This window comes from Pseudonocardia sp. TRM90224, assembly GCF_021245725.1.
Classification (GTDB): Bacteria; Actinomycetota; Actinomycetes; order Mycobacteriales; family Pseudonocardiaceae; genus Pseudonocardia.
Genome location: NZ_JAJGSX010000005.1, coordinates 1 through 25,439, shown reverse-complemented (window position 1 = coordinate 25,439; position 25,439 = coordinate 1). Strand labels below are relative to the sequence as shown.

Sequence of the window (25,439 nt, the reverse complement as noted above, 5' to 3'; positions counted from 1 at the left end):
CGTCCGTGCGCGGTGGCGATCATCCAGGGTTCGAGGATCTCGGGTACGCGATGCCCGACACCGATCGGGAGCGCCGTCTCGGTGTTCCCGAGGTCGTCTACGGGCCGGGCAAGACGGTCGAGCAGATCGTCGGGGTCGTTCGGTCGCTGCTCGCGGCGAACGAGGGGCCGGTGCTGGTCACGCGGGTCGGGCCGGACACGGCCGGCGCGGTGGCGGCCGAGGTGCCCGGTGGCAGTTACGACGCGACGGCGCGGCTGATCGTCTGGCGGCCCGCGGCGCAGCGGATCTTCGAGGTGGCGGTCGTTTCTGCTGGCACGTCCGACGCGCCGGTCGCCGCGGAGGCCGCCGCGGTCGCGTCGGCGCTCGGCCTGGTGGTGCGTGAGGTCCGGGACGTCGGGGTGGCCGGCATCCACCGCCTGCTCGCGCGGGTCGACGAGCTGCGCTCCGCCGACGCCGTCATCTGCATCGCCGGGATGGAAGGCGCGCTGCCGAGCGTCGTGGGCGGGCTGGTCGGCTGCCCGGTGATCGCCGTGCCGACGTCCGTCGGGTACGGCGCGACGCTGGAGGGTGTGACGCCGCTGCTGGCGATGCTCAGCTCGTGCGCCGCGGGGGTGGTCGTGGTCAACATCGACTCCGGCTTCGGCGCCGCCGTCGCCGCGCACCGGATGGCTCCCCGATGACGCACAAGCTCTGGCTCAACCCGTTCAGTGGCATCTCCGGCGACATGTTCCTCGGCGCGCTGCTCGACCTCGGCGCCCCGCTGGACGACGTGCGCGCCGCCGTCGCGAGCACCGGGCTCACCGGCTGGAGCCTCGACGCGCAGCGCGTCACCAGGGCCGGGATCAGCGCGACCCGCGCCGTCGTCACGGTCGAGGACACCGCGACCGAACGGCGCGCGGCCGAGCTGCTCGCCCACATCGAAGGCTCTCCCGACGCGACGCTCGCCGCTGCCGCGGTCCGCGCGATCGCCGAGGTCGAGGCCGCGATCCACGGCAGCGACCCGGCCGAGGTGCACCTGCACGAGATCGGCGGGCTGGACACCGTCGTCGACACGGTCGGGGTCGCCGCGGCGCTGCGGCTGCTCGACGTCACCGAGGTCGGCAGCGGGCCGCTCGCGCTCGGCACGGGCACCGTCGAGACCCGCCACGGGACGCTGCCGCTGCCGGCCCCGGCCACCGCCGCGCTGCTGGCCTCGGCCGGCGCGCCCGTGACCGGCGCGGGGGAGGGCGAGACGGTGACGCCTACCGGTGCCGCGCTGCTCGTCGCCGCCCGCACGACGTTCGGCCCGGTGCCGGCGATGACGCTGCACCGGGTCGGCTACGGCGCCGGCGGGCGCGATCCGGCCGGGCGGGCCAATGTGTTGCAGGCGCTCATCGGCGAGCCGCTCGCCGCATCCGCAGGCATGACGCTGCTGGAGACCAACGTCGACGACGTGACCGGCGAGGTGCTCGGCCACCTCGTCGAGCGGCTGCTCGCGGCCGGTGCCGGCGACGCCTGGCTCACGCCGATCGTGATGAAGAAGGGCCGGCCCGCACACACCGTGCACGTGCTGGCGGCCCCCGAGCACGCGGCCGCCTGCGAGCGGATCGTGCTCGCCGAGACGGGCAGCCTCGGCATCCGCCGCAGCCACGTCGACCGGCTCGCCCTGCCCCGCCACCACACGACCGTCCAGGTCGACGGCCACGAGATCCGGGTCAAGCACGGTCCGTGGGGCGCGAAGCCGGAGCACGACGACGTCGCCGCTGCCGCCGCGGCGCTGGGCCTCCCCCTCCGCGAGGTCGCCCGCCGTGCGGTGGGAGGGCAGGAAAGCCACTTTCCGGCCCTGTGAGGGCAGCAAAGTGGCTTTCCTGCCCTCCCCGGCACCCTCTTGGAGCAGACATCTGATGAGCCGTTGACACCAGCTCACGCCCGCTCCTAGCCTCGATGGCGTTCCCGCCAATCATCGGAGGTCTCCGGTCGCCGTGCCACGCGCCTCCCTCCGCCGGCTCGCCGTTGTCGCCGACGACCTCACCGGCGCCGCCGACGCGGCCGCGCCGTTCGCGGCGCGCGGGCTCGCCGTCTCGGTCGCGCTCGACGGGCCGCCGCCGCAGGTCGACGTGCTGGCGGTGCTCACCGACAACCGCTGGCGCCCCGCCGACGAGGCCGCGCGGCGGATGCGGGCCGCCGTCGAGGCCACCCGGGCGTGGGGCGCGGAGTCGCTCTTCATCAAGATCGACTCGACGCTGCGCGGCCGCGTCCACGACGACGTCGCGACGGCGCTGTCCGCGTGGCCGGGCAAGGCGGTCGCGACGCCGGCCTTCCCCGCGCAGGGCCGGGTCGTGCGCGGCGGTGCGCTGCTCGTGCACGGCGAGCCGACCGTTGCGTTGGTCGCCGAGTGCTTCCCGCCGCATGTCGACGTGCTCGACGCCGCCACGCACGACGAGCTGCTGGCGATCGCGGCACAGGTCGTCGCGGACGACCAGGTGGCGATCGGCTCGGGCGGGCTGTCGCGTGCGCTCGCCGAGGTGCTCGTCCCGCAGCCACGGCTGCCTGACCAGCGTGAACCGTCGACCGCAGGCGTGCTGGTCGTCGCCGGAACGCCGCATCCCGTCACGCGGGAGCAGGTGCATCGACTCGCCGCCGGGACCGACCCCGCCGCGCTGCGGGCCGGCCGCCGGGTCGTAGTCACGACTGACCTCGACGGCGAGCTCGACCCGGACGGCCCGGAGGCCGCCGCGCACGCCGCCGAGCTGGCGGCGACGGTTCGTGGCATCGTCGACGAGGTACCCGGGGTGCGGCTCGTGCTCACCGGCGGGGCGACCGCGTTGGCGGTCGCGAACGCGCTCGGCGCCACCGAGCTGCGGCTGCACGGCGAGGTGGCGCCCGGCCTGCCGATCGGTGAGCTGCTGACCGCGGACCGGGCGATCCCGGTCGTGACCAAATCGGGCGGGTTCGGCGCTCCCGATGCGCTGTGCCGCGCCGTCGAGGCCTTGGAGGTCCACGCATGACGCCCCTGCTGGCGCTGACCGTCGGTGATCCCGCCGGCATCGGTCCCGAGATCACCGTGAAGGCCGCGCGCGACCCCAGGGTCGACGTCGCGCGCCTGCTCGCGATCGGCAGCGTCGAGGCGTTGCGCGCCGCCACCCGCCTCGTCGACGATCCGCCTGCGCTGCGCGAGGTCGGCTCGCCGGCCGAGGCGCGCTTCGAGAAGGGCACGCTCGACGTGCTCCCGGTGCCGTCCGATGTCGCCGTCCCCACGGGGAAGCTCTCCGCCGAGGCCGGGCAGATCGCGTTCGAGGGCGTCGAGCGGGCGGTGGCGCTGGCGCTCGCCGGCGAGGTCGACGGGATCGTCACCGCGCCGCTCAACAAGGAGGCCATCGCGCTGGCCGGGCACCGCTACCCCGGCCACACCGAGATCCTCGCCGAGCTGACCGGCACCAAGGACTTCGCCATGATGCTCACCGCCCTGAAGCTGCGGGTGGTGCATGTGACCACGCACGTCGGGATCAGGGCGATGCTCGACAAGGTCACCGAGGAGCGGGTGCTGACGACGATCCGCCTGGCCCACAATGCGCTGCGGGACATGGGCTTCGACGAGCCGAGCGTGGGGGTCGCCGGCCTCAACCCGCACGCGGGGGAGGGCGGGCTCTTCGGCGACGAGGAGCAGCGCGTGATCACCCCCGCGATCGAGCGGGCCAAGGCGGAGGGCATCGCGGCGAGCGGACCGTGGCCCGCCGACACGCTCTTCGGCCGCGCGGTCGCGGGCGACTTCGACGTCGCGATCGCGATGTTCCACGACCAGGGCCACATCGCGGTGAAGGTCCTCGGGTTCGAGACCGGCGTCAACGCGACGATCGGGCTGCCGATCGTGCGCACGAGCGTCGACCACGGCACGGCGTTCGACATCGCGGGCACGGGCAAGGCCGGGCACGACAGTCTCGTCGAGGCGATCACGGTGGGGGCGGCGATGGCGCAGGCCCGTCGCGTGGCGAAGGAGCAGACATGAGTTTGGGCCCGTTCGAAGGTGTCCGGGAGCTGCGGTACGACGCGCCGTTCCCGGCGCTGGTGCCGGTGCGCCAGAAGCTCGACGCGAGCCGGATCCCCGACGTCGCCGCCGCCACCGCGCAGGCGCTGGAACGGCTGCGCGGGCGGATCACGCCCGGCATGACCGTGGCGATCACCGCGGGCAGCCGCGGCATCCACGACAAGCCCGACGTCGTGCGCGCGGCGGGGGAGTGGCTGCGCGCGGCCGGCGCCGAGCCGTTCGTGGTGCCGGCGATGGGTTCGCACGGCGGCGCGACCGCGGAGGGCCAGGTCGAGCTGCTCGCCGACCTCGGCATGACCGAGGCGTCGCTCGGCATGCCGATCAAGGCGACGATGGACACGGTCGAGCTCGGCACCGTGCCCAACGGGCCGGCCGTGCACCTCGACGCCAACGCCGCCGCGGCCGACGGCATCCTCGCGATCAACCGGGTGAAGGCGCACACCGACTTCCAGGCCGGCGTCGAGAGCGGCCTCGGCAAGATCATCGCGATCGGTCTCGGCAAGCAGCGCGGCGCGGAGGGCATCCACCGGTACGGGCCGGCCAACCTCGGCGTCTGGATCCCGCAGGTCGCGCGCACGACCATCGGCACCGGCAAGATCCTCGGCGGGCTCGCGATCATCGAGAACGCCTACGACCGCGCGGCGCGGATCGAGCTGGTCGAGTCGGACGACATCGCCGGGCCCGTCGAGGAGGAGCTGCTGCTCGACGCGAAGAGCCGGATGGCCCGGCTGCCGTTCGAGGACATCGACGTCGCCGTGATCGACGTGATGGGCAAGAACTTCTCCGGGTGCGGCATCGACACCAACGTCATCGGCCGGATGATGATCCGCGGCAGCGCCGAGTTCGAGCGCCCGCGCATCCGCAACATCGCCGTGCTCGACGTCAGCGACGCCTCCCACGGCAACGCGGTGGGCCTCGGCCTCGCCGACTTCGTCCCGTTCCGGATGCTCGACAAGATCGACATGCGCGCCGTCTACATCAACGCGATGACGTCGGGGCTGGGCGGGCCGCAACGCGCGCAGATCCCGATCGCGCTGGTCGACGACCGCAGCACGATCGCCGCGGCGATCCTCACCTGCGGGCGCGCCGACCCCACCACGATCTCGCTGGTGCGCATGCGCAACACGCTCGACCTGGAGCACCTGCTGGTCTCGGAGTCGCTGCGCGACCAGATCGTCGAGAACCCGACGCTGGAGATCACCGGCGAGGCCGTGCCCATGACGTTCGACGAGCAGGGGCAGCTGACCGGGTGGGAGGGCTGAGATGACGGACTTCGTGCGGCTGCATGCCGATGACAACGTGGTGGTCGCCTCGCGCGACCTCGACCAGGGTGCCGACGTCGCGGGCGTGACGCTCGGCCAGGCCGTCCCGAGCGGGCACAAGATCGCGACCGAGGCGGTCGACGTCGGCGGCCCGGTGCGCAAGTACAACCAGATCATCGGGTTCGCGACCGTCCCGATCGCGGCCGGCGACCACGTGCACACCCACAACATCGAGTTCAAGACGTTCGAGCGCGAGTACGCCGTCGGCGCCGACGCGCACGAGATCCCGATGGTGCCCGAGCCGGAGCGGGCGACGTTCCAGGGCATCGTCCGCGCCGACGGGCGGGTCGCGACCCGCAACTACATCGGCATCCTGACCTCGGTGAACTGCTCGGCCACCGCCGCCAAGTTCATTGCCGAGCAGTTCCGGCGGCCGGGGCTGCTCGACGACTTCCCGAACGTCGACGGCGTCGTCGCGCTGACCCACTCGACGGGCTGCGGCATGGCGGGCGACGGCGACGGCATGGCGGTGCTGCAGCGCACCCTGACCGGCTACGCCGAGCACCCCAACTTCGCCGGGTTCCTGCTGCTCGGGCTGGGCTGCGAGGTCAACCAGATCAGCGGGCTCACCGACGGCTGGAAGCTCGACCCGGAGACGATCGTCGAGACGATGACGATCCAGGAGCAGGGCGGTACCGCGGCCACCGTGCGCGCGGGCGTCGCCGCGATCCAGGAGATGCTGCCCGTCGCCGACCAGGTCGAGCGGGTCCCGGTGCCGGTCAGCGAGCTGGTGCTGGGCCTCAACTGCGGCGGGTCCGACGCCTACTCCGGCATCACCGCCAACCCGGCGCTCGGCGCGGCCGTCGACCTGCTGGTGGCGCACGGCGGCACCGCCGTGCTCGGCGAGACCCCGGAGATCTACGGCGCGGAGCACCTGCTCACCCGGCGTGCGGTGAGCCAGCAGGTGGCCGACAAGCTGATCGAGCGGATCAAGTGGTGGGAGAAGTACACCGCCGACAACAACGGCTCGATGGACAACAACCCGTCGCCGGGCAACAAAGCCGGCGGGCTCACCACGATCCTGGAGAAGTCGCTCGGCGCCGTCGCGAAGGGCGGCACCACCAACCTGACCGGCGTGTACGCGTACGCCGAGAAGGTCACCGCCAAGGGCTTCACGTTCATGGACACGCCCGGGTACGACCCGGTCTCGGTCACCGGGATCGTCGCGGGCGGCGCGACCGTCATGTGCTTCACCACCGGCCGCGGCTCGGTGCTGGGCTGCAAGCCGACGCCCAGCGTCAAGCTCGCCACCAACACCGAGATGTACACGCGGATGGCCGGCGACATGGACCTCAACTGCGGCGTGATCATCGACGGCACGTCGACCGTCGCGGAGGTCGGTCAGGAGCTGTTCCAACTGATCATCGACACCGCGTCGGGACGCAAGACCTTCAGCGAGGAGCTCGGGATCGGACAGGAAGAGTTCGTGCCCTGGCAGCTCGGGGCCGTGATGTGAACGGGAATGTGATGGGAGCGGATTTGCTGGACTTCAGCGGTCAGGTCGTGCTGGTCACCGGCGGTGGGACGGGCATCGGTGCCGCCGTCGCGCGGGGCTTCGCCGCCTGCGGGGCGCAGGTCGTCGTGCACTACAACCGCAGTCGTGAGGCGGCGGAGAAGGTGGTGGCCGCGATCGTCGAGGCCGGCGGGAACGCGTCGAGCGTTTCGGCCGACCTGACGCAGCCCGGCGCGGCCGACACGCTCGTCGACGGCGTCGTCGCGCAGCACGGGCGGCTCGACGTGCTGGTCAACAACGCCGGCGACCTGCTGCGGCGCACCCCGACCACCGAGATGACCGACGAGCAGTTCGCGTCGGTGCTGAACCTCAACATGACGTCGGTGTTCGCGATGTGCCGCCGCGTGGTGCCCGTCATGCGCGGGCAGGGCGGCGGCGCGATCGTCAACGTCACCTCGATCGCCGCGCGCACCGGCGGCGCGGGCGGCTCGGTCGTCTACGCCACCTCGAAGGGCGCGGTCAGCACGTTCACGCACGGGTTGGCGAAGGAGGTCGCGCCCGACGGGATCAGGGTGAACGCGATCTCGCCCGGCGTGATCAGCACGCCGTTCCACGAGCGGCACACGAGCGAACCGATGATGGACGCGATGGTCGCGACCATCCCGATGGGTCGCACCGGGCTGCCGGAGGAGTGCGTCGGCGCGACGCTGTTCCTCGCCTCGCCCGCGATGAGCGGGTACATCACCGGGCAGGTCTTGGAGATCAACGGCGGGCAGCTGACGCCATGACCCGCCTTCGCAGCCAGGAGTGGTTCGACAACCCCGAGAACCCCGGCATGACCGCCCTCTACATCGAGCGGTACATGAACTGGGGCCTGACCCGCGAGGAGCTGCAGTCGGGCAAGCCGATCATCGGGATCGCGCAGACCGGCTCCGACCTCTCGCCGTGCAACCGCCACCACATCGAGCTGGCGAACCGCACGCGGGAGGGGATCAGGGAAAAGGGAGCGATCGCGTTCGAGTTCCCCGTGCACCCGATCCAGGAGACCGGTAAGCGCCCGACCGCCGCGTTGGACCGCAACCTGGCCTACCTCGGGCTCGTCGAGACGCTCTACGGCTACCCGCTCGACGGCGTCGTCCTGACCACCGGCTGCGACAAGACCACCCCCGCGTGCCTGATGGCGGCCGCGACCGTCAACATCCCGGCGATCGTGCTCTCCGGCGGGCCGATGCTCAACGGCTGGTACAACGGCGAGCGCACGGGCTCCGGGACGATCGTGTGGAAGGCCCGCGAGATGCTCGCGGCGGGTGAGATCGACCAGGCCGAGTTCGTCGAGATGGTGGCGTCCTCGGCGCCCTCACCCGGGCACTGCAACACCATGGGCACGGCGTCCACGATGAACGCGCTGGCCGAGGCGCTGGGGATGTCGCTGCCCGGTTGCGCGGCGATCCCGGCGCCGCACCGCGACCGCGCGCGCATCGCGTACGAGACGGGGCGGCGGATCGTCGAGATGGTCCACGAGGACCTCAAGCCGTCCGACGTGCTGACGCGGGAGGCGTTCGAGAACGCGATCGTCGTCAACTCGGCGATCGGCGGCTCGACGAACGCGCCGATCCACCTCACGGCGGTGGCCCGGCACATGGGCGTCGACGTGCCGCTGACCGAATGGGAGCGGATCGGGCACCGGGTGCCGCTGATCGTCGACCTGCAGCCGGCCGGGAAGTACCTCGGCGAGGAGTTCCACCGCGCCGGCGGCGTGCCCGCCGTCGTCCACGAGCTGCTGCGGCACGGGCTGGTGCACGGGGACGCGCGGACGGTGAACGGGCGCACGATCGGCGAGAACTGCAGCGCGGCCGAGGCGAGCGACCGCGACGTGATCCGCACGTTCGAGGACGCGCTGGTCGACGACGCCGGGTTCATCGTGCTGAGCGGCAACCTGTTCGACCAGGCGATCATGAAGACCAGTGTGATCTCGGACGAGTTCCGCGAGCGCTACCTGTCCGACCCCGACCACCCGAACGTCCTGGAGGGGCGCGCGATCGTCTTCGACGGGCCGGAGGACTACCACCACCGCATCGACGACCCAGGGCTGAAGATCGACGAGCACTGCCTGCTGTTCATCCGGGGCGCGGGGCCGCTCGGCTACCCCGGCGCGGCCGAGGTGGTGAACATGCAGCCGCCGGCGGCGCTGATCAAGCAGGGCGTGCACGCGCTGCCGTGCGTGGGGGACGGGCGGCAGTCCGGGACGTCCGGCTCGCCGTCGATCCTGAACGCCTCACCCGAGGCCGCGGCCGGCGGCGGGCTCGCGATCCTGCACACCGGCGACCGCGTGCGCATCGACCTCAACACCGGCAGCGCCGACATCATGGTCGACGACGCCGAGCTGGCGGCGCGGCGCGAGGCCCTGGAGGCGGCCGGCGGCTACCCGACCCCCGCCTCCCAGACCCCGTGGCAGGAGATCCAGCGCTCGATGGTGGAGCAGCTGAACGCGGGCATGGTCCTCGGGCCGGCGGTGGCGTACCAGCGCGTTGCGCAGTCGAAGGGGATACCGAGGGACAACCACTAGCGTTTGCGGGGCTTCATGCCCTGGCGAGGGGCGGAGGAGGGCAGGAAAGCCACTTTCCTGCCCTGTGAGGGCCGGAAAGTGGCTTTCCTGCCCATGCGTGCCGAACGCACGTAACTCCGTCCGCGGGATCCCGGTCATGCACTGGGGGCGGGTAGGAGCCGGGACGCAGAGGCACCTCCGCTCGCCGGCTGGTGCCAGCTCAGTTCACCGGCGTCCGCGCGCTGCCCGTCTCGAACCACGTCTCCAGGTTCGCGACCACCAGCTCGCCCATGCGCCGCCTGGTGGGTTTGCTGGCGGACCCGACGTGGGGGAACAGGACCGTGTTCTCCAGGTCGATGAGCTCCTGCGGCACGCGGGGTTCGTCCTCGAACACGTCCAGCCCGGCCGAGCGGATCGTGCCGTCGCGCAGCGCGGCGATGAGTGCCTGCTCGTCCACGACGGTCCCGCGGCCCACGTTGACCACCACCCCGTCGGGCCCCAGCGCCCGCAGCACCTCGGCGTCGACGAGGTGGTGGGTGGCCGCGCCGCCGGGCACGACGATCATCAGGGTGTCGACGTCGGCAGCCATCTCCAGCAGCGTCGGGTAGTAGCGGTACGGGACGTCCTTCTGGCTGCGGTTGTGGTAGCCGACGGTCATCCCGAACAGCTCCGCGCGCTGCGCGATGGTCTCACCGATCCGGCCCAGCCCCAGCACGCCGAGCTTGCGGCCCTCGACGGTCGACGCCGTCAGCGGGTAGGCGCCCTCGGCCGGCCAGCGCCCGGCACGCAGGTAGCGCTCGGCGCGGTTCAGCTCGCGCACGGACATGAGCAGCAGCGCCATCGCGGTGTCGGCGACCTCGTTGTCGAGCACGCCCGGCGTGTTGGTGACGACGATCCCGCGCTCCGTGGCCGCCGTGACGTCGACGCTGTCGTACCCGACGCCGAAGTTCGCGATGATCTGCAGCTTCGGCAGCCGGTCCATGAGCGCACCGTCGAGCTTGCGTTGCCCGCCGGTGGCGACGCCGAGCACCTCGGGGCCACGCTCGGCGAGGAGGGCGTCCTCGTCGTCGGCGAGCCACAGTTTCACGAGGTCGAACCGCTCCTCGCAGCCTTTGATCACCACCTCGTGCATCGGGGCGGGCATCAACACGGTGGGACGCATAAGAACTATCTCCGATTCGTTGTTGACGGCACGGCATGGGCACCCTTGACTGTCCGAACTCTGCCCGAGTGACCCAGGTCATGCCGAGAAGGGCCAATGATGGCAACTCCCCCGAGCAGCGGCTTCACCCTCTCTACGAAGATCCTCCCTGCCGCGGAGGTCCGCGAACTCCCCGAGCCCCCGCACCAGACCTGGAAGATCATCGGACCCGGTGTCGTTGGCGCCGGGGTAGGGCTCGCGTCCGGCGAGTTCATCCTCTGGCCCTACATCGCGACGCAGATCGGGCTCGCGTTCCTCTGGGGCGCGGTGCTGGGTGTGTTCACCCAGTGGTTCATCAACATGGAGATCGAGCGCTACACCCTCGCGACGGGGGAGACCGCGCTCACCGGCTTCAGCCGCATGTGGCGGCACTGGGGTCTGGTCTTCGTGGTGATGACGTACTTCGCGAACCTGTGGCCGGGGTGGGTGACCAGCTCGGCCACGTTGCTGACGTTCCTGTTCGGCGGCGGCAGCGCCAGCCTCATCGCAGTGATCATGCTCATCGTGATCGGCATCTCGCTCACCCTGGCCCCGGTGATCTACAGCGCGGTCGAGCGGATCATCTTCATCAAGGTCGCCGCGATCGTGCTGTTCGTCTTGGTCGCCGCCTTCGCCGCCATCAGCGCGTCGACGTGGGCCGACCTGTCCAGCGCCGTGACGACCTTCGGGCAGGTGCCCGTCGATCTCGGTTGGTCGCTCGTGCTCGGCGCGGTGGTGTTCGCCGGCGCGGGTGGCGGTCAGAACCTCTGCCAGAGCAACTGGATCAGGGACAAGGGATTCGGCATGGGCGCGCACGTCCCGCGCCTGGTCAGCCCGGTGACCGGCCACGAGGAGGCCGCGCCGTCGACCGGCTACGTCTTCGAGCTCACCGAGACCAACATGGACCGCTGGAAGCGGTGGTGGAAGTTCGCGAACTGGGAGCAGATGCTCACGGTCCCGCTGATCACCATCGTGACCATCACGTTCATGTCGATGCTCGCGGCCTCCACCGTGCAGGGGCGGGAGGGGCTGAGCAACAGCATCGCGTTCCTCCGCGTCGAGGCGGAGGCGCTCGGCGCGTCGGTCGGGCCGTGGTTCGGGGCGTTCTTCCTGATCATCGGCGCGTTCTCGCTCTTCGCCGCGGCGATCGGCATCGTCGACTACACCAGCCGGCTCGCCGCCGACCAGCTCAAGACCGTCTACTTCCGCTCCTCGACGATCAGCGAGAACAAGATCTACTTCGCGCTGGTGTGGGGACTGGTCGTGCTCGGCATCCTCGTCCTGCTCGTCGGGCTCAACCAGCCGCTCGTGCTGCTGGTGCTCTCGGCGTGCGTCGGCGGGGTGATGATGTTCATCTACTCGATCCTGCTGCTCGTCCTGAACCGCAAGACGCTCCCGGGGCCGCTCAAGGTCAAGTCCTACCGGATCGCCGCCCTCATCTGGTCGATCCTGCTGTTCGGCGTGCTGTCCGTGATCACCGTCATCGAGCAGGGGGCGAAGCTCTTCGGCGGGTCGTGACGCGGGGCCGTCTTGCGTGCGATCCTGCCCTCACCGCCGCTGCCGTCCCGTGCCGGAACGCGCGACTCACCGCCCTGGAACGCGTGACTCACCGCTCTGGAACGTGGGACTCGCCGTGCCGGAAGTGTCGACTCACCGTGTTGCGGGTGGCGACTCACCTGGAGAGCCAGCCGCCGTCGACGGCGAGGACGTGGCCCGTCACGTAGTCGGCGGCGGGGGAGGCGAGGAACACCGCCGCCCCGCTGACGTCCTGCGGTGTGCCCCAGCGTCCGGCGGGGATGCGGGAGAGTATCTCGGCGTCGCGGGCGGGGTCGGCGCGCAGCGGGTCGGTGGTGCGCGTGGTGATGTATCCGGGGGCGATGGCGTTCACCTGCACGCCCCGCGCCGCCCACTCGTTCGCCAGGGCCTTGGTGAGCCCGACGAGCCCGTGCTTGCTCGCCGCGTACGACGTCACGAGCGCCCCGCCCTGGAAGCTCAGCATCGACGCGATGTTGATGATCTTGCCGTGGCCGCGGGCCAGCATCGGCCCGCCGAGCAGCTTGCTCAGCGTGAACGCCGCGGTCAGGTTGACGTCCAGCACCGACTGCCAGTTCTCCGCGCTGAACTCCGCAGCGGGCTGGCGCCGGATGATGCCGGCGGCGTTGACGAGGATGTCGAGCTGCGTCCGGGCCAGCAGCGGCGCGACGGCGGGCTCGATCTCGGACGTCCGCGCGAGGTCGAGCACGATCGCCTCGGCCCGCCGCCCGCGCTTCTCGACCATCTCGATCGACTCGTCCATCGACGGCACGTCCGAGAGCAGCACGATGTCGGCGCCCGCCGCGGCGAGTCCGTCGGCGATGGCCTGCCCGATCCCGCTGCTGCCACCGGTCACCAAAGCGGTGCGGCCCGTCAGATCGAACGGCCCGGCCATCAGTACGCCACGTCGGGACCCGTGATGCCGAGCTCGGCGCAGTGGTCGAGATAGCGGCGCAGCTTCGTCTCGGCCGTCTCGACGTAGCGCAGGTCGCCGTTCTCCTCGACGTACTCGATCGAGCCGTGGATGGAGAACAGCGTGAGCATCGGGTTCTCCTCGTCGGCGTCGTCGGCGACGAGCGTGTGCACGTCGCCCGGCGGCTCGAAGACGAAATCGCCCGGCCCCGCCGACCAGTCGTGCTCGATGTAGTGCCACCGCCCCTGCAGCACCCAGCCCTCGACCTCGGCCAGGTGGCGGTGGCGGTTGACCACCCCGCCCGCGGTGACCTTGAGGATGTTGACCCAGCGGTTCTGCGCGACGGAGATCCGCAGGGGCTTGAACCACACGCCGCCCGAGCCCTGCGGCACCCAGGGGATGTCCGCGGAACGCGCGACGACGTCGCTGACGGGATGCGTTGTGTCACTCACGCTTGGCGACGTTAGGTCGCTCAGCAGGGATTTGTGAATCGCGCTCTGCGCATGGGCGTCATCCGCGCACCGGATGAACTGCCGTATATGCGAGGCGGATAGAGAGTAGTCGAATTCCGTGTTTGACCCGCTTTGTCTGCACTGCCCATCATCGGGCACCCGCCGATCACCCAGGAGACTGGAGCCACATCGATGCTGATGTCCCGGCGCGCTCGCATGGCAATACTTCCCGCCGTGCTGGCGCTGGTCGTCGCCGGGTGCGGCGGCGGGGGTGGGACCGGTTCGGCGCCGCAGGCCGCTGGGGCGGGCTGTGATGCGGCGCCGAACTACCCGCGCGGGCCCGTCGAGATGATCGTGCCCTGGGCCGCGGGCGGCGGGACGGACAGCGTCGCCCGTTTCGTCGGCGACCAGCTCGCCAAGAAGCTCGACACCCAGGTCAACGTCGTCAACCGGACCGGCGGCAGCGGCGTCGTGGGGCACAGCGCGATCGCCGCCGGCCGCAAGGACGGCTCGGTGATCGGCATGGCCACCGTCGAGCTGACGATGATGCACTGGCAGGGCCTGACCGACCTCACCTACGAGAAGTTCACCGCCATCGGCATGGTCAACTCCGATCCGGCGGGGCTCACCGTCCGCGCCGACGCGCCGTGGCCCGACGCGCAGGCGCTGCTCGGGCACGTCCGCGCCAACCCCGGCGCCACCAGGGCGTCCGGCACCGGCCGCGGCGGGATCTGGGACCTCGCCCGCGCCGGCGCCTCGATCGCGGCGGGCCTGCCGCCCGACTCCATCCGCTGGGTGCCGAGCGAGGGCGCGGCGCCCGCACTCCAAGAGCTGGTCGCGGGCGGTATCGAGCTCTCGACGGCGAGCCTCGTGGAGAACCAGACGATGATCCACGCTGGCCGCGCGAAGGCGCTCGCCGTGATGGCCGACGAGCGGCTCGCGAAGTTCCCCGACGTGCCGACGCTCAAGGAGCAGGGCGTCGACTTCACGATGTCCGCGTGGCGCGGGATCGCAGGCCCGGCCGGGATGCCGGAACCGGTGGTCAAGGAGCTGTCCTGCCACCTCGATGCGATCGTGCACAGCCCGGAGTACGCCGAGTTCCTCGCCAAGACCGGCTTCGGCCTGGCGTGGCGCGACGCCGCGGGCTTCGGCGCGTTCATGGCCGAGCAGGACGCGCAGAAGGGCCAGATCATGAAGGCCGCCGGTCTGACGCCGTGACGGCCGAGAACGCGCCTGCGACCGGGGCCGCGGATGGGCCCGGGTCCGGGATCGGGCCTACGAACCGGCCCGACCTGGTCGCCGGCCTGCTCGCGACCGCGCTGGGCGTTGCGGTCGTGCTGCACGTGCGCACGTTCCCCGGGCTGCCGGACGGCCAGCCGGGGCCCGCCCTGTTCCCCGGCCTCGTCGGCGGGCTGCTCGTCCTGTTCGGGCTGGTCCTGGCCGTGCGCAGCGCGGTCCGGCGGCGGGAGGACGCGGCCGGGGCGCAGGACGTCCCGCCGGACAGCACGCCGCGCAGCCGGTTGAACGCGCTGGCGGTGCTCGGCTACATCGTCGCCTACCTGCTGCTCGCCGACCTGCTCGGCTTCGCGCTGACGACGGCGCCGCTGCTGTTCCTGCTGATGTGGCTGCTGGGCGTCCGGCCGTGGGTGGCGGCGCTCAGCGCGGTCGCGACGACGGTGCTGGTGGTGCTGATGTTCCAGCAGCTGCTGCTGGTGCCGTTGCCGACCGGCCCGCTGGGCGTCTGATGGGCCAGGACCTCTGATGGCCCAGGACCTCGCCGCCGCGCTGGCGTCGCTAGCCGACCCCACGCTGCTGCTCGTCGTGCTCGCCTGCGGCGTGTACGGGCTGTTCATCGGCGCGATCCCGGGGCTGACGGCAACGCTCGCGACCGCGCTGCTGGTGCCGTTCGCGTACTTCCTCGACCCGCTCCCGGCAGTCGCGTCGATCATCACGATGTCCGCGATGGCGATCTTCGCGGGTGACCTGCCCTCGGCGCTGGTCCGGATGCCCGGTACCCCCGCCAGTGCTGCCTACACCGAGGACGCCTACCGCCAGACCCAGGCCGGGCACGGCGCGCTGGTGCTCGGGGTGGGTCTTGTCGGCTCGGCGATCGGCGGCATCGTCGGGGCCGTCGTGCTGATCGTGGCAGCGCCGGCGCTCGCCGAGTTCGCGCTGACCTTCACGTCGTACGAGTACTTCTGGGTGGCCGTGCTCGGCCTCACCGCCTCGGTGATCATCTCGCAGGGCTCGCAGGTCAAGGGCGCGATCGCGCTGCTGCTCGGGCTGCTGTTCTCGACGGTCGGGATCGACGTCGCGCTGGGGTACTCGCGGTTCACGTTCGGCAGCGAGCTGCTGCTGGCGGGGATCAGCTTCATCCCGGCGATGATCGGGCTCTTCGGGCTCTCCGAGGTGCTGCGCAACGTGCTGCACCCGACGGGGCGGCTGCGGGTTGCCCGGATCCGCACCGCAGGCATGTTCCGCGACACCTTCCGCACGTTGTGGCGCTACCGCAAGGGTGTGGTCAGCGGCAACCTGATCGGCGGCGCGATCGGCGTGCTGCCGGGCGCGGGCGGGGACATCGCGGCATGGGTGTCCTACGCCGCGACGAAGAACGCGTCGCGGGAGGGGCACCTCTTCGGCAAGGGCGAGGGGCACGTCGAGCCGGTCGTCTCCGCGGGCTCGGCGAACAACTCCGCGCTGGCCTCGGCCTACGTCCCGACGCTGGTGTTCGGCATCCCCGGCGACACGATCACGGCGATCCTGCTCGGCGTGCTGCTGGTGAAGGGCGTGCAGCCGGGGCCGGAGCTGTTCTCGACGCAGGCACCGCTGCTCTACGGCATCTACCTGATCTTCATCGTGGCCAACCTGCTCATGCTCCCGCTGGGCTACCTGGCGATCCGCGGGAGCGGTCAGCTGTTGCGGGTGCCGCCCGGGGTGTTGATGCCGATCATCATCGCGTTCTGCGTGGTCGGCGCGTTCGCCATCAACAACGGCTGGTTCGAGATCGTCGTCATGCTGGCGTTCGGGCTGCTCGGCTACCTGCTGGAGCGCTACGGTTTCCCGCTCGCGCCGGTCGTGCTGGGGCTCGTGCTCGGACCGATCGTCGAGAAGAACTTCATGCAGAGCGTCATCAAGACCGACTGGGACCTGTTGCAGTTCCTCACCCGGCCGGTCAGCGCGATCCTGATGATCGTGACGGTTCTGGTACTCGTGTATCCGATGCTGCGCTCGGTGTGGCCGCGACGAAGGAGGGGTACCGGTGCAGGTGCTGGTGTGGAACGGGCCGTGGGACCTGACGGTCGAGACGAAGCCTGACCCCGTCGCCGCTGCCGGCGAGGTGCTCGTCACCGTCGCCGCGACCGGCATCTGCGGCTCCGACGTGCACGGCTTCACCGGCGAGAACGGGCGCCGGCACCCCGGGCAGGTGATGGGCCACGAGACGGTGGGGCGTGTCGCGGGTGTCGGCGAGGGCGTGGTCGGGTTCACCGAGGGCGACGTCGTCACGGTGAACCCGCTGATCGCGTGCGGCGCCTGCACGGCGTGCGCGGCCGGCGCCGAGCAGAGCTGCGCGCGGCGACGCGTGATCGGCGTGCACCCGGAGATCGTCGCGGCCTTCGCCGAGACGATGGCCGTGCCCGCGACGAACGTCGTCGCGCTGCCGGCCGGCTTGCCGCTGGAGTACGGAGCGCTCGTCGAGCCGCTCTCCGTCGGCTACCACGCGGCGCGCCGCGGCGGCTGCGGGCCGGACGACCGCGTGCTCGTCATCGGCGGCGGACCCATCGGACAGGCGTGCATCCTCGCGGCGCGGCGGCTGGGCGCGCACGCCGTCGCCGTCACCGAACCCGCCGAGCACCGCCGTGAGCTGGCCGGATCGCTCGGGGCCACCGCGCACGCGCCCGACGGTGATGTCGCCGGTGCGCTCGGCGGCCCGGCGACGCTCGTGCTCGACGCGGTCGGCTCGACGGCCTCGATCGCCGGCGCGGTCGCCCACTCGGCGTTGGGGGCGCGGATCGTCCTCGTCGGCATGAACGCGCCCCGCATCGACCTGCCCGCCTACGCCGTGAGCACCGAGGAGCGCACGCTCATCGGCAGCTTCTGCTATTCGGCGCAGGAGTTCCGTGAGACGGCGCAGTGGGTGGGTACCCGCCCGGCAGGGCTGGAGCGGCTCGTCGACGGGCGGGTCGACATGGCAGGTGCGCCCGGCGCCTTCACGTCGCTGGCCGACGGGTCGGCGCTGAACAGCAAGGTCCTGGTCTATCCGCACGGAGTACCCGACATCGACCGGTGAGGGAGCCATGGCAACGACGCCAGAAGCCGAGAAGGCCGATCCGTACACGCTGACCCCGGAGGGGATCAAGGAACCGCCGGTCGGCTGGAAGGCCAGCTTCCGGTACCTCGGACCGGGGCTGATCCTCAGCGCGTCGATCGTGGGTTCCGGCGAGCTGATCGCCACCACGACCCTCGGCGCGCAGGCCGGGTTCGTGCTGCTCTGGATGGTGATCATCAGCACCCTGGTGAAGGTCGCCGTGCAGGTCGAGCTGGCCCGCTGGACGATCGCGACCGGCAAGCCCGCGCTCACCGGCTACAACGACGTCCCGCCGAAGCTCGGCCGGCTGGGCTGGGTGAACGTGCTGTGGCTGTTGCTGGCCCTGAGCAAGTTGCTGCAGGTCGCCGGGATCATCGGCGGCACCGCGGTCGCGTTCAGCATCATGATCCCGATCGGCGGTGATCCGCTCGGGTTCGTCTCGCTCGTGAGCTGGACGCTGTTCCTCGTCGTCGCCAGCATCGCCTTGCTCTACTCGAACAAGTACTCCTTGATCGAGCGCGGCGCCGTGCTGCTGGTCGTGGTCTTCACGTTCGTCACGGTGCTGATCGCGCTCGGGCTGCCGTTCACACCGTTCGCCTACGGCGGCGACGACGTGCTCACCGGCCTCACGTTCCTGATCCCCGCCGGGACGGTGGGCGCTGCCGTCGCGATGTTCGGCATCACCGGCGTCGGCGCCGACGAGATCACCTTCTACACCTACTGGTGCCTGGAGAAGGGCTACGCGCGCTGGACCGGCCCGAACGACGGCAGCGAGGAGTGGGCGCGCCGGGCCCGCGGGTGGATCAGGGTGATGTACAAGGACGTGTTCGTGTCCTGGGTGATCTACACCTTCGGGACGCTCGCGTTCTACCTGATGGGCGCGGCGGTCCTGGCGCCGCAGGGGCTGGTGCCGCAGGGCAACAGCATGATCACCACGCTCTCCCGGATCTACACCGACACGCTCGGCGAGTGGGCGAGCATCCTGTTCCTGATCGGCGCGATCGCCGTGCTCGGCTCGACGATGTGGGCCGCGATCCCCAGCTGGGCGCGGATGTACACGAACCTGCTCGCGATGTTGGGCGTGCTCGACTGGCACGACCAGGACGCGCGGCTGCGCTGGATCCGGATCTTCACCGTGGCGCTGCCGATCGTGTGGGGCGTGCTGTACCTGACCATCCAGTCGCCGGTGGTGATGGTGCAGATCGGCGGCGTGATGACGGGCATCTTCCTGCTCGCCGTCGTCGTGGCGGTCTGGTACCTGCGCCGCACCGAGACCGACCCGCGCCTCTACGGCGGCAACGCGTACACGACCACGCTCGTCGTCAGCAGCATCGCCATCGGGCTGCTGGGGGTGTACACGATCCTCCAGGTCTTCGGGGTGAAGATCGCCTGAGCGAGGGCACCCCCGGGCACGCCGGGGGTTGCCAGGAAAGTGGCTTTCCTGTCCTGTGGCGCCAGGAAAGTGGCTTTCCTGGCAACGCGTGCGGGACGCACGCGTGGGGGGTGCGGGTGCCGGGGGCGCTTCTACGGGTGCGTGGAGGTGGTCCGGAAGTACTGCTCCAGGTCCTCCTCCGTCTGCACGAGGTGGGCCTGCATCGCCGTGCGGGCGAGCTGCGGGTCGCCGGCCTCGACGGCGCGCAGGATCGCGGCGTGCCGGTCGAGGGCGTGGCTGCGGAACTCCGGCACCGACGACGTCTCGCGGCGCAGGCTGCGCAGCACCGACGACAGCGGCTCGAACAGCGCGTCGAGGAACACGTTGTCGGCGGCCTCGAACAGGAGGTTGTGGAAGGCTAGGTCGGCCTCGGCGGTCGCGGGGACGTCGCCGCGCGCGTCGCCCTCGACCATCTCCTGGTGCAGCGCCCGCATCCGCTCCAGGTGCTCCGGCGTGCGGCGCAGGGCGGCGAGCTCGACGATCGCGATCTCCACCGCCCGCCGCGCCTCCAGCAAACGGCGGGGCAGCAGCAGCGGGTCGGCCTCGGCGCGGCTGCGGGCCAGCAGCAGCCGCCCGTCGAGCGCCGACCACTTGTGCGCCGGGTTGACCAGGCTCGACCGCCCCTGCTGGACGTCGATGACGCGGGAGGGGGCGAGCGAGCGCATGGCCTCCCGCACGGTGAGGCGGCTGACGCCGAACCGCACCGCGAGCTCCGTTTCGCTCGGCAACGGTTCGCCGATCGGGAACGTGCCGTCGAGAATCAGGCCGAGCAACTGCTCGGCCACGTCATCGGCCCGGCCTCGGCGCATGTGATCAGCTTAGCCGCACCTTGCTTGCCCTCACGCCGCCCGGTTACCCGGGAGGTTCGTACCGGCCGTCGACGGCCGTCCAGCCGCCGTCCACGGTCAGCACGCTGCCGGTGACGAAGCTCGCCGCGTCCGAGGCCAGGTAGACGACGGCGCCGGCCATCTCGTGCGGCTGCGCCCACCGCCGCAGCGCGCTCTTGGCGGCGTACGCGCCGTGCCAGGCCGGGTCGGCCTTGATCTGCGCGGTCAGCGGCGTCTCGACGACCCCCGGCGCGACGGCGTTCACCCGCACCCCGCGTGGCCCCAGCTCGGCGGCGGCGGTGCGCAGCAGCTGCACCAGCCCGGCCTTGGTGGCCGCGTAGACGCCCTGCCCCGGCTCGACGGTGACGGCGCGGATCGAGGAGAACCCGATGATCGAGCCGCGCCCGCGTTCGGCCATCGGCCCGCCGAACGCCCTGACCAGGTCGAACGATGCCCGCAGGTTGAGGTCGACCACCCGGTCGAACTCGTCGTCGCCGTAGTCGAGCAGCCGCTTGCGCACGTTGGTCGCCGCCGTGAACACCAGCACGTCGACGGGCCCGAGCTGCACCGCCGCCGCGCGGACGGCGGCCCGGTCGAGCACGTCCAGCTCGAACGACGTCGCGGGGACGTCGGTTTCTATGCCGGCCGCGGTGTCCGTCGCCGCGTCCGCGTCGCGGTCGGCGCACACGACCGTTGCGCCCTGCGCGGCCAGCGCGCGTGCGGCCTCGCGCCCGATGCCGCTCCCGGCGCCGACGACGACGGCCCGCTTGCCGTCGAGCCGGAACAGCCGCCGGTAGTCGATCTCCCCAACCGTCACGGCCGGATCACCGCCATCCGCGTCACCGTCAGCTCCTCGACCGCGAACCGCGGCCCCTCACGGCCCGCCCCCGAGTCCTTCACCCCGCCGTACGGCATGGTGTCGGACCGGAAGCCGGGCACCTCGTTGATCACGACCCCGCCCACGTCGAGCCGGTCGACAGCACGGAACGCCGAGGCCAGCGAGCGCGTGAACACGCTGGCGTGCAGGCCGTAGCGCGACGCGTTGACCTGGTCGAACGCCGTCTCCAGGTCGGGCACCGAGCGAACGCACACGACCGGCCCGAAGATCTCCTCGTCCCACGCGAGCACGCCGTCGGGCACGTCGACAAGGACTGCGGGGACGTCGCCGATGCGCCGGGCGCCCGCCGCGACGGCCTCGTCCACCCACGCCGCCACCCGGTCCTGCGCGGCGGTGTCGATCAACGCCGAGACGCGCGTCGCCGGGTCCCGCGGGTCGCCGACCACCACCTCGGCGAGCCCCTTCTCCAGCCGCGCGACCAGCTCGTCGGCGACCGGCTCCTCGACCAGCACCCGCTGCACCGAGATGCACGCCTGCCCGGAGGCGTAGAAGCCGCCGCGCAGGATCGCGGCGGCCGCGGCGTCGAGGTCGGCGTCGGCCGCGACGCACAGCGCCGCGTTCGACCCCAGCTCCAGCAGCACCTTGCGCGGGGCGGCGTCGCGGGCGATCCGGTGTCCGACGGCTGCCGAGCCGGTGAACGACACCGCGCCGATCCGCGGGTCCGTGACCAGCGCCGACCCGACGTCGGCCGCCCCGGTGACCAGCTGCACCATGGCTCGCGGAGCTCCGAGCGCGGCCGCGGCCTCGCGCAGCTCGTGCACGAGCCACAGCGTCGCGAGCGGGGTCTGCGGCGCCGGCTTGACGATCACCGGGCAGCCCGCGGCGATCGAGGGCGCGACCTTGTGCGCCGCGAGCAGCAGCGGGTAGTTGAAGCCGGTGATCCCGACGACCACCCCGATCGGGCGCCGCGTCCAGAACCCGATCAGCCCGTCGCCGGAGGGCAACAGGTCGAGCGGCACCGTCTCGCCGTGCAGCCGCGCCACCTCCTCGGCCGCTGCCGCCAGCGTGACGAGCGAGCGGTCCACCTCGACCCGGCAGTCGACCAGCGGCTTGCCCGTCTCCCGCACGAGCAGCTGCTCCAGCTCATCGCGGTGCGCGGCGAGGGTGTCGCGGGTGCGCAGCAGGACGTCCCGCCGCGTGCGCGACGGCAACGCCGCCACCTGCGCCTTGACCGCCAGCGCGGCCTCCAGCGCGGCGTGGGCGTCGGCGACGGTGCCGACGGGCGCCTGCGCGACGACCGAGCCGTCGTACGGGAAGCGCACGTCGGCCTTCGCCGCGGGCGTCCAACCCTCGCCGATCGGAAGCCCTTCCGGGAAGGCGTTCACGACGACAGGAAGCGGTAGGCGGCTTCGGCGTAGACGTGGGTGCAGCGCACGATGTCGTCGACCTCGACGAACTCGTCGGCCTGGTGCGCGATCCACTTCCCGCCCGGCCCGTAGACGACGGTCGGGATGCCGGCGTCGCGGGTGAGGATCGTGCCGTCGGTCGCCCCTGGCACACCGCCGTAGCGGGCAGGCTCGCCGGCGACCTTCTCGTGCGCCCCGGCCAGCGCCACCACCAGCGGGTGGTCCTGCGCGATCTCGACGACCGGCCGGTCGTCGACCACCGTGAGCTCGGCGGTCACCCCGTCGGGCCGGCCGGCCTCGACGGCGAGCTCGCGCACCCGCTCGACCAGCGCGGTGTGCTCGACGCCGGGGATCGTGCGGATGTCGATCGCGACGGTCGCCCGCGCGGGGATGACGTTGATCTGGCTGAGCGAGCCGGCCACGGCGACCGTCGGCGTGATGTAGAAGTCGCCGAGGTGCTCGTGCGTGCCGTGCCGGGCCTGCAGGCTCGCCTGCTCCTCGGCGAGCGCGGCGAGCAGGCGCCCGGCCGCGACCACCGGGTTGCGGCCGTGCTGGGGCATCGCGCCGTGCGCCATCGCGCCGAGCAGGTCGACCCTGATCCGCACCGCGCCCTTCGCGGAGGTGCAGATCTCGCCCTCCTCCGGCTCACAGATGATCGCGCCGTCGACGCCGGCCGCCTGCGCGGTCGTGGCGAAGTGCTTGGCGCCGAGCATCATCCCTTCCTCGTCGACCAGCGCGCCGACCAGCACCTTCCCCGGGAACGGGCCGGCGAGCTGCAGCGCCCTGGTCGCGTGGATCATGGCCGCGACCCCGGACTTCATGTCGGCCGAGCCGCGCCCGTACAGCTTCCCGTCGCGGATCTCGGCGCCGTACGGGTCGACGGACCAGCGGTCGAGGTCGCCCTCGGTGACGACGTCGGTGTGGCCCTCGAACATCAGCGTCGGGCCGGGGAGACCGCCGTCGACGACGGCGACCACATTGGGCCGGCCGGGGGCCACCTCGGTGACCTCCGGCGACCAGCCGAACCCGCGCATCGTCTCGGCGACCAGCTCGGCCGCGGCGACCTCGCCGGCGCCCGGCTCGTTGACGGTGCGCAGGCGGACCAGCGCGCGGGTCAGCTCGACGACGCCCTGCTCGTCGACGGGGAACGTCACGACTTCTCGACCTCCAGGTGTCCGCGGGCGAGGTCGGCGGCCGTGCGGCCGGCGAGCGCGCCTCGGATCGTGGGAACGGCGGCGACCAGCCGCCGGGTGTAGGGGTGCTCCGGTGCGTCCGCGATGCGGGCCGCGTCGCCGAGCTCGACTATCTCGCCGTCGTGCATCACCGCGACGGTGTCGCAGACGTGGCGCACCACGGCGAGGTCGTGCGAGACGAACACGAGCGTGAGCGAGTAGGCGTCGACGAGGTCGGCGAGGAGGTTGAGGATCTGCGCGCGAACCGACACGTCCAGGGCGCTCACCGGCTCGTCCGCGACCAGCACCGACGGGCGCGGCGACAGCGCGCGGGCGATCGAGATCCGCTGCCGCTGGCCGCCGGAGAACTGGTGCGGGTAGCGACCCGCGGCGTCCGGGGGCAGCCCGACGGCGTCGAGCAGCTCGCGCACGCGCGCCGGCACGTCGACGCCGGTGGCGCCCGCGAGCGGCTCGGCGACGATGTCGCGCACCCGCATCCGCGGGTCGAGCGAGCCCATCGGGTCCTGGAACACCACCTGCAGCTGCTCGCGCAGGAACCGCAGCCGGCGCTCCGGCTGCCCGCCGACGTCGCGGCCGCCGAGCGTGATCGTGCCGGCGGTGGGGGAGTCGAGGCCGGCGAGCAGGCGGATCAACGTCGACTTGCCCGAACCCGACTCGCCGACGATCCCGAACCGCTGACCAGCGGCGATGTCGAACGAGACACCGCGTAGGGCATGCACCTCGGGGCGTGGGCCGAAGAGCGTGGCGCGCGGGCGGCGATAGATGCGTTGCAGGTCGCGGACGCGGATGAGGGGCTCGCCGGTCCCGTGGTCGGGAAGGGCAGGAAAGCCACTTTCAGGCCCTGTGGGGGCAGGAAAGTGGCTTTCCTGCCCTCCCGGCGCCGACGGGGGTGCGTGGTCGGAGGTCATGCCGCGCCCTCCGGGTGCCAGCACGCGTAGCCGCCGCCGTCGTGCTCCGTCCACGCCGGCAGCTGCTCGCACTGCGCCGTCGCCTTCGGGCAGCGGTTGCGGAAGACGCACCCCGCCGGGAAGCGGCCGGCGGCCGGGACCGTGCCGGCGATCGTGCGCAGCCGCCCGCCGTCGGTGAGCTCGGCCAGGTCGGACGTCTCCAGCAGCCCGCGCGTGTACGGGTGCCGCGGCCGGGTGAAGACCTCCTGCACGCTGCCGGCCTCGACCACCCGCCCGCCGTACATCACCAGCACGCGCTCGCAGACGGTCGCGACCACCGCGAGGTCGTGCGTGATGAACAGCAGCGCCGACGAGCGCTCGGCGACGCCCGCGAGGATCAGCTCCAGCACCTGCGCCTGCACGGTGACGTCCAGCGCGGTCGTCGGCTCGTCGCACAGCAGCACCGCCGGGTCGTTCGCCAGCGCGATCGCGATCATCACCCGCTGCCGCTGCCCACCGGAGAGCTGGTGCGGGTAGGCCCGCGCCGCTCGCGCCGGCTCCGGCAGCCGCACCCGCTCGAGCAGCTCGACGGCCGCTGCGCGGGCGGCCCGCCGGTCGGGCCGCGTGCCGTGCAGCAGCATCACCTCGGCGACCTGGTCGCCGACCCGCATCACGGGGTTGAGCGCGGTCATCGGCTCCTGGAAGACCATGGTCATCGCCGCGCCGCGGACGTCGGCCATCCGCCGCTCGCTCGCGCCCACCAGCTCGTGCCCGACCTTGTCCAGCCGCACCGACCCGGTCGCGCGAACGCCCTCGGGCAGCAGCCCGACCAGCGCCAACGCCGTCAGCGACTTGCCCGACCCCGACTCGCCGATCAGCCCGACCCGCTCGCCCGGCGCAATGCCGAACGAGACATCGGAGACCAGCGCGAGATCGGCGGTCGACACCGAGAGGCCCTCGACGGTGAGCACGTCGGTGCTGTGCCGATGATTCGCTCGCTGCCGCTCGCTCATCGCTCGTCCTCGCTGGCGCTCGGCCGGCGCTTCGCGCAGGTGCTGTGCCGATGATTCGCTCGCTGCCGCTCGCTCATCGCTCGTCCTCGCTGGCGCTCGGCCGGCGCTTCGCGCA

General features: G+C 72.0%; 23 protein-coding genes. 14 read left to right on the top strand and 9 right to left on the bottom strand.

Translation table 11 applies throughout. The annotated features are described in order from the left end of the window. The first annotated feature begins 5 nt into the window (after positions 1-5). From larB to LL648_RS09355, 8 genes are all read left to right on the top strand, one after another. The gene (larB, locus tag LL648_RS09390; protein ID WP_232662073.1) at positions 6-680 is read left to right on the top strand and encodes a nickel pincer cofactor biosynthesis protein LarB; all 675 of its coding nucleotides are present in this window, start codon (positions 6-8) and stop codon (positions 678-680) included. Continuing rightward, on the top strand, positions 677-1,828 hold the full coding sequence (larC, locus tag LL648_RS09385; RefSeq protein ID WP_232662072.1) for a nickel pincer cofactor biosynthesis protein LarC: 1,152 nt from the start codon (positions 677-679) through the stop codon (positions 1,826-1,828). The genes larB and larC overlap by 4 nt, the downstream gene beginning before the upstream one ends. A gap of 133 nt (positions 1,829-1,961) precedes the next feature. After that, a complete protein-coding gene (locus LL648_RS45120) occupies positions 1,962-2,987 on the top strand; it encodes a four-carbon acid sugar kinase family protein (protein WP_232662071.1) in 1,026 nt (341 codons plus the stop codon). Then, positions 2,984-3,985 carry a 4-hydroxythreonine-4-phosphate dehydrogenase PdxA gene (gene pdxA, locus LL648_RS09375; RefSeq protein ID WP_232662070.1) on the top strand — a complete coding sequence of 334 codons (1,002 nt, stop codon included), beginning with the start codon at positions 2,984-2,986 and terminating at the stop codon, positions 3,983-3,985. The genes LL648_RS45120 and pdxA overlap by 4 nt, the downstream gene beginning before the upstream one ends. Further along, the gene (locus LL648_RS09370; RefSeq protein WP_232662069.1) at positions 3,982-5,286 is read left to right on the top strand and encodes a DUF362 domain-containing protein; all 1,305 of its coding nucleotides are present in this window, start codon (positions 3,982-3,984) and stop codon (positions 5,284-5,286) included. Before pdxA ends, LL648_RS09370 begins: the two co-directional genes overlap by 4 nt. A gap of 1 nt (position 5,287) precedes the next feature. Further along, positions 5,288-6,802 carry a UxaA family hydrolase gene (locus LL648_RS09365; protein ID WP_232662068.1) on the top strand — a complete coding sequence of 505 codons (1,515 nt, stop codon included), beginning with the start codon at positions 5,288-5,290 and terminating at the stop codon, positions 6,800-6,802. Between the two features lie 11 nt (positions 6,803-6,813). Further along, positions 6,814-7,587 (top strand): SDR family NAD(P)-dependent oxidoreductase, encoded by a 774-nt coding sequence (locus LL648_RS09360; RefSeq protein WP_232662067.1) that lies wholly within the window; start codon positions 6,814-6,816, stop codon positions 7,585-7,587. Continuing rightward, positions 7,584-9,365, top strand: a complete 1,782-nt coding sequence (locus tag LL648_RS09355) for an IlvD/Edd family dehydratase (RefSeq protein ID WP_232662066.1) — start codon at positions 7,584-7,586, stop codon at positions 9,363-9,365. The genes LL648_RS09360 and LL648_RS09355 overlap by 4 nt, the downstream gene beginning before the upstream one ends. A 199-nt stretch (positions 9,366-9,564) precedes the next feature. Here LL648_RS09355 and LL648_RS09350 read toward each other — a convergent pair whose 3' ends face one another. Further along, the gene (locus tag LL648_RS09350; protein WP_232662302.1) at positions 9,565-10,488 is read right to left on the bottom strand and encodes a 2-hydroxyacid dehydrogenase; all 924 of its coding nucleotides are present in this window, start codon (positions 10,486-10,488) and stop codon (positions 9,565-9,567) included. Between the two features lie 114 nt (positions 10,489-10,602). Here LL648_RS09350 and LL648_RS09345 point away from each other — a divergent pair, with 114 nt between their 5' ends. Beyond that, positions 10,603-12,042, top strand: a complete 1,440-nt coding sequence (locus tag LL648_RS09345) for an Nramp family divalent metal transporter (protein WP_232662065.1) — start codon at positions 10,603-10,605, stop codon at positions 12,040-12,042. A 154-nt stretch (positions 12,043-12,196) separates the two neighbouring features. Here the strand turns inward: LL648_RS09345 and kduD are convergent, their stop codons facing one another. Both kduD and LL648_RS09335 read right to left on the bottom strand, forming a co-directional pair. Further along, entirely contained in the window at positions 12,197-12,952 is a 756-nt protein-coding gene (kduD, locus tag LL648_RS09340) for a 2-dehydro-3-deoxy-D-gluconate 5-dehydrogenase KduD (RefSeq protein WP_255684996.1), read from the bottom strand. Continuing rightward, positions 12,952-13,422 carry a 2,4'-dihydroxyacetophenone dioxygenase family protein gene (locus LL648_RS09335; protein ID WP_232662064.1) on the bottom strand — a complete coding sequence of 157 codons (471 nt, stop codon included), beginning with the start codon at positions 13,420-13,422 and terminating at the stop codon, positions 12,952-12,954. Before LL648_RS09335 ends, kduD begins: the two co-directional genes overlap by 1 nt. Before the next feature lie 234 nt (positions 13,423-13,656). Between LL648_RS09335 and LL648_RS09330 the strand changes: the two genes are divergently transcribed. The 5 genes from LL648_RS09330 to LL648_RS09310 are packed head-to-tail and all read left to right on the top strand — an operon-like array spanning position 13,657 to position 19,121. Beyond that, entirely contained in the window at positions 13,657-14,640 is a 984-nt protein-coding gene (locus LL648_RS09330) for a tripartite tricarboxylate transporter substrate binding protein (protein WP_232662063.1), read from the top strand. After that, positions 14,637-15,167, top strand: a complete 531-nt coding sequence (locus LL648_RS09325; RefSeq protein ID WP_232662062.1) for a tripartite tricarboxylate transporter TctB family protein — start codon at positions 14,637-14,639, stop codon at positions 15,165-15,167. Before LL648_RS09330 ends, LL648_RS09325 begins: the two co-directional genes overlap by 4 nt. A 16-nt stretch (positions 15,168-15,183) precedes the next feature. After that, a complete protein-coding gene (locus tag LL648_RS09320) occupies positions 15,184-16,737 on the top strand; it encodes a tripartite tricarboxylate transporter permease (protein ID WP_232662061.1) in 1,554 nt (517 codons plus the stop codon). Continuing rightward, positions 16,682-17,710: a zinc-dependent alcohol dehydrogenase gene (locus LL648_RS09315; protein ID WP_232662060.1), complete on the top strand. Its 1,029-nt coding sequence runs from the start codon at positions 16,682-16,684 to the stop codon at positions 17,708-17,710. Before LL648_RS09320 ends, LL648_RS09315 begins: the two co-directional genes overlap by 56 nt. Positions 17,711-17,717: 7 nt before the next feature. Beyond that, positions 17,718-19,121 (top strand): Nramp family divalent metal transporter, encoded by a 1,404-nt coding sequence (locus LL648_RS09310; protein WP_232662059.1) that lies wholly within the window; start codon positions 17,718-17,720, stop codon positions 19,119-19,121. A gap of 131 nt (positions 19,122-19,252) precedes the next feature. Here the strand turns inward: LL648_RS09310 and LL648_RS09305 are convergent, their stop codons facing one another. The 6 genes from LL648_RS09305 to LL648_RS09280 are packed head-to-tail and all read right to left on the bottom strand — an operon-like array spanning position 19,253 to position 25,324. Further along, positions 19,253-19,969, bottom strand: coding sequence for a FadR/GntR family transcriptional regulator (locus tag LL648_RS09305; RefSeq protein ID WP_232662058.1), 717 nt, complete (start codon positions 19,967-19,969; stop codon positions 19,253-19,255). 43 nt (positions 19,970-20,012) lie between these two features. After that, positions 20,013-20,789 (bottom strand): SDR family NAD(P)-dependent oxidoreductase, encoded by a 777-nt coding sequence (locus tag LL648_RS09300; RefSeq protein ID WP_232662300.1) that lies wholly within the window; start codon positions 20,787-20,789, stop codon positions 20,013-20,015. A gap of 11 nt (positions 20,790-20,800) precedes the next feature. Continuing rightward, on the bottom strand, positions 20,801-22,210 hold the full coding sequence (locus LL648_RS09295) for an aldehyde dehydrogenase family protein (protein ID WP_232662057.1): 1,410 nt from the start codon (positions 22,208-22,210) through the stop codon (positions 20,801-20,803). Then, complete coding sequence (locus LL648_RS09290) at positions 22,207-23,385, bottom strand: M20 family metallopeptidase (RefSeq protein WP_232662056.1); 1,179 nt, start codon at positions 23,383-23,385, stop codon at positions 22,207-22,209. Before LL648_RS09290 ends, LL648_RS09295 begins: the two co-directional genes overlap by 4 nt. Then, positions 23,382-24,332 (bottom strand): ABC transporter ATP-binding protein, encoded by a 951-nt coding sequence (locus tag LL648_RS09285; RefSeq protein ID WP_232662055.1) that lies wholly within the window; start codon positions 24,330-24,332, stop codon positions 23,382-23,384. Before LL648_RS09285 ends, LL648_RS09290 begins: the two co-directional genes overlap by 4 nt. After that, the gene (locus tag LL648_RS09280; RefSeq protein ID WP_232662054.1) at positions 24,329-25,324 is read right to left on the bottom strand and encodes an ABC transporter ATP-binding protein; all 996 of its coding nucleotides are present in this window, start codon (positions 25,322-25,324) and stop codon (positions 24,329-24,331) included. The genes LL648_RS09285 and LL648_RS09280 overlap by 4 nt, the downstream gene beginning before the upstream one ends. Positions 25,325-25,439: the final 115 nt, after the last annotated feature.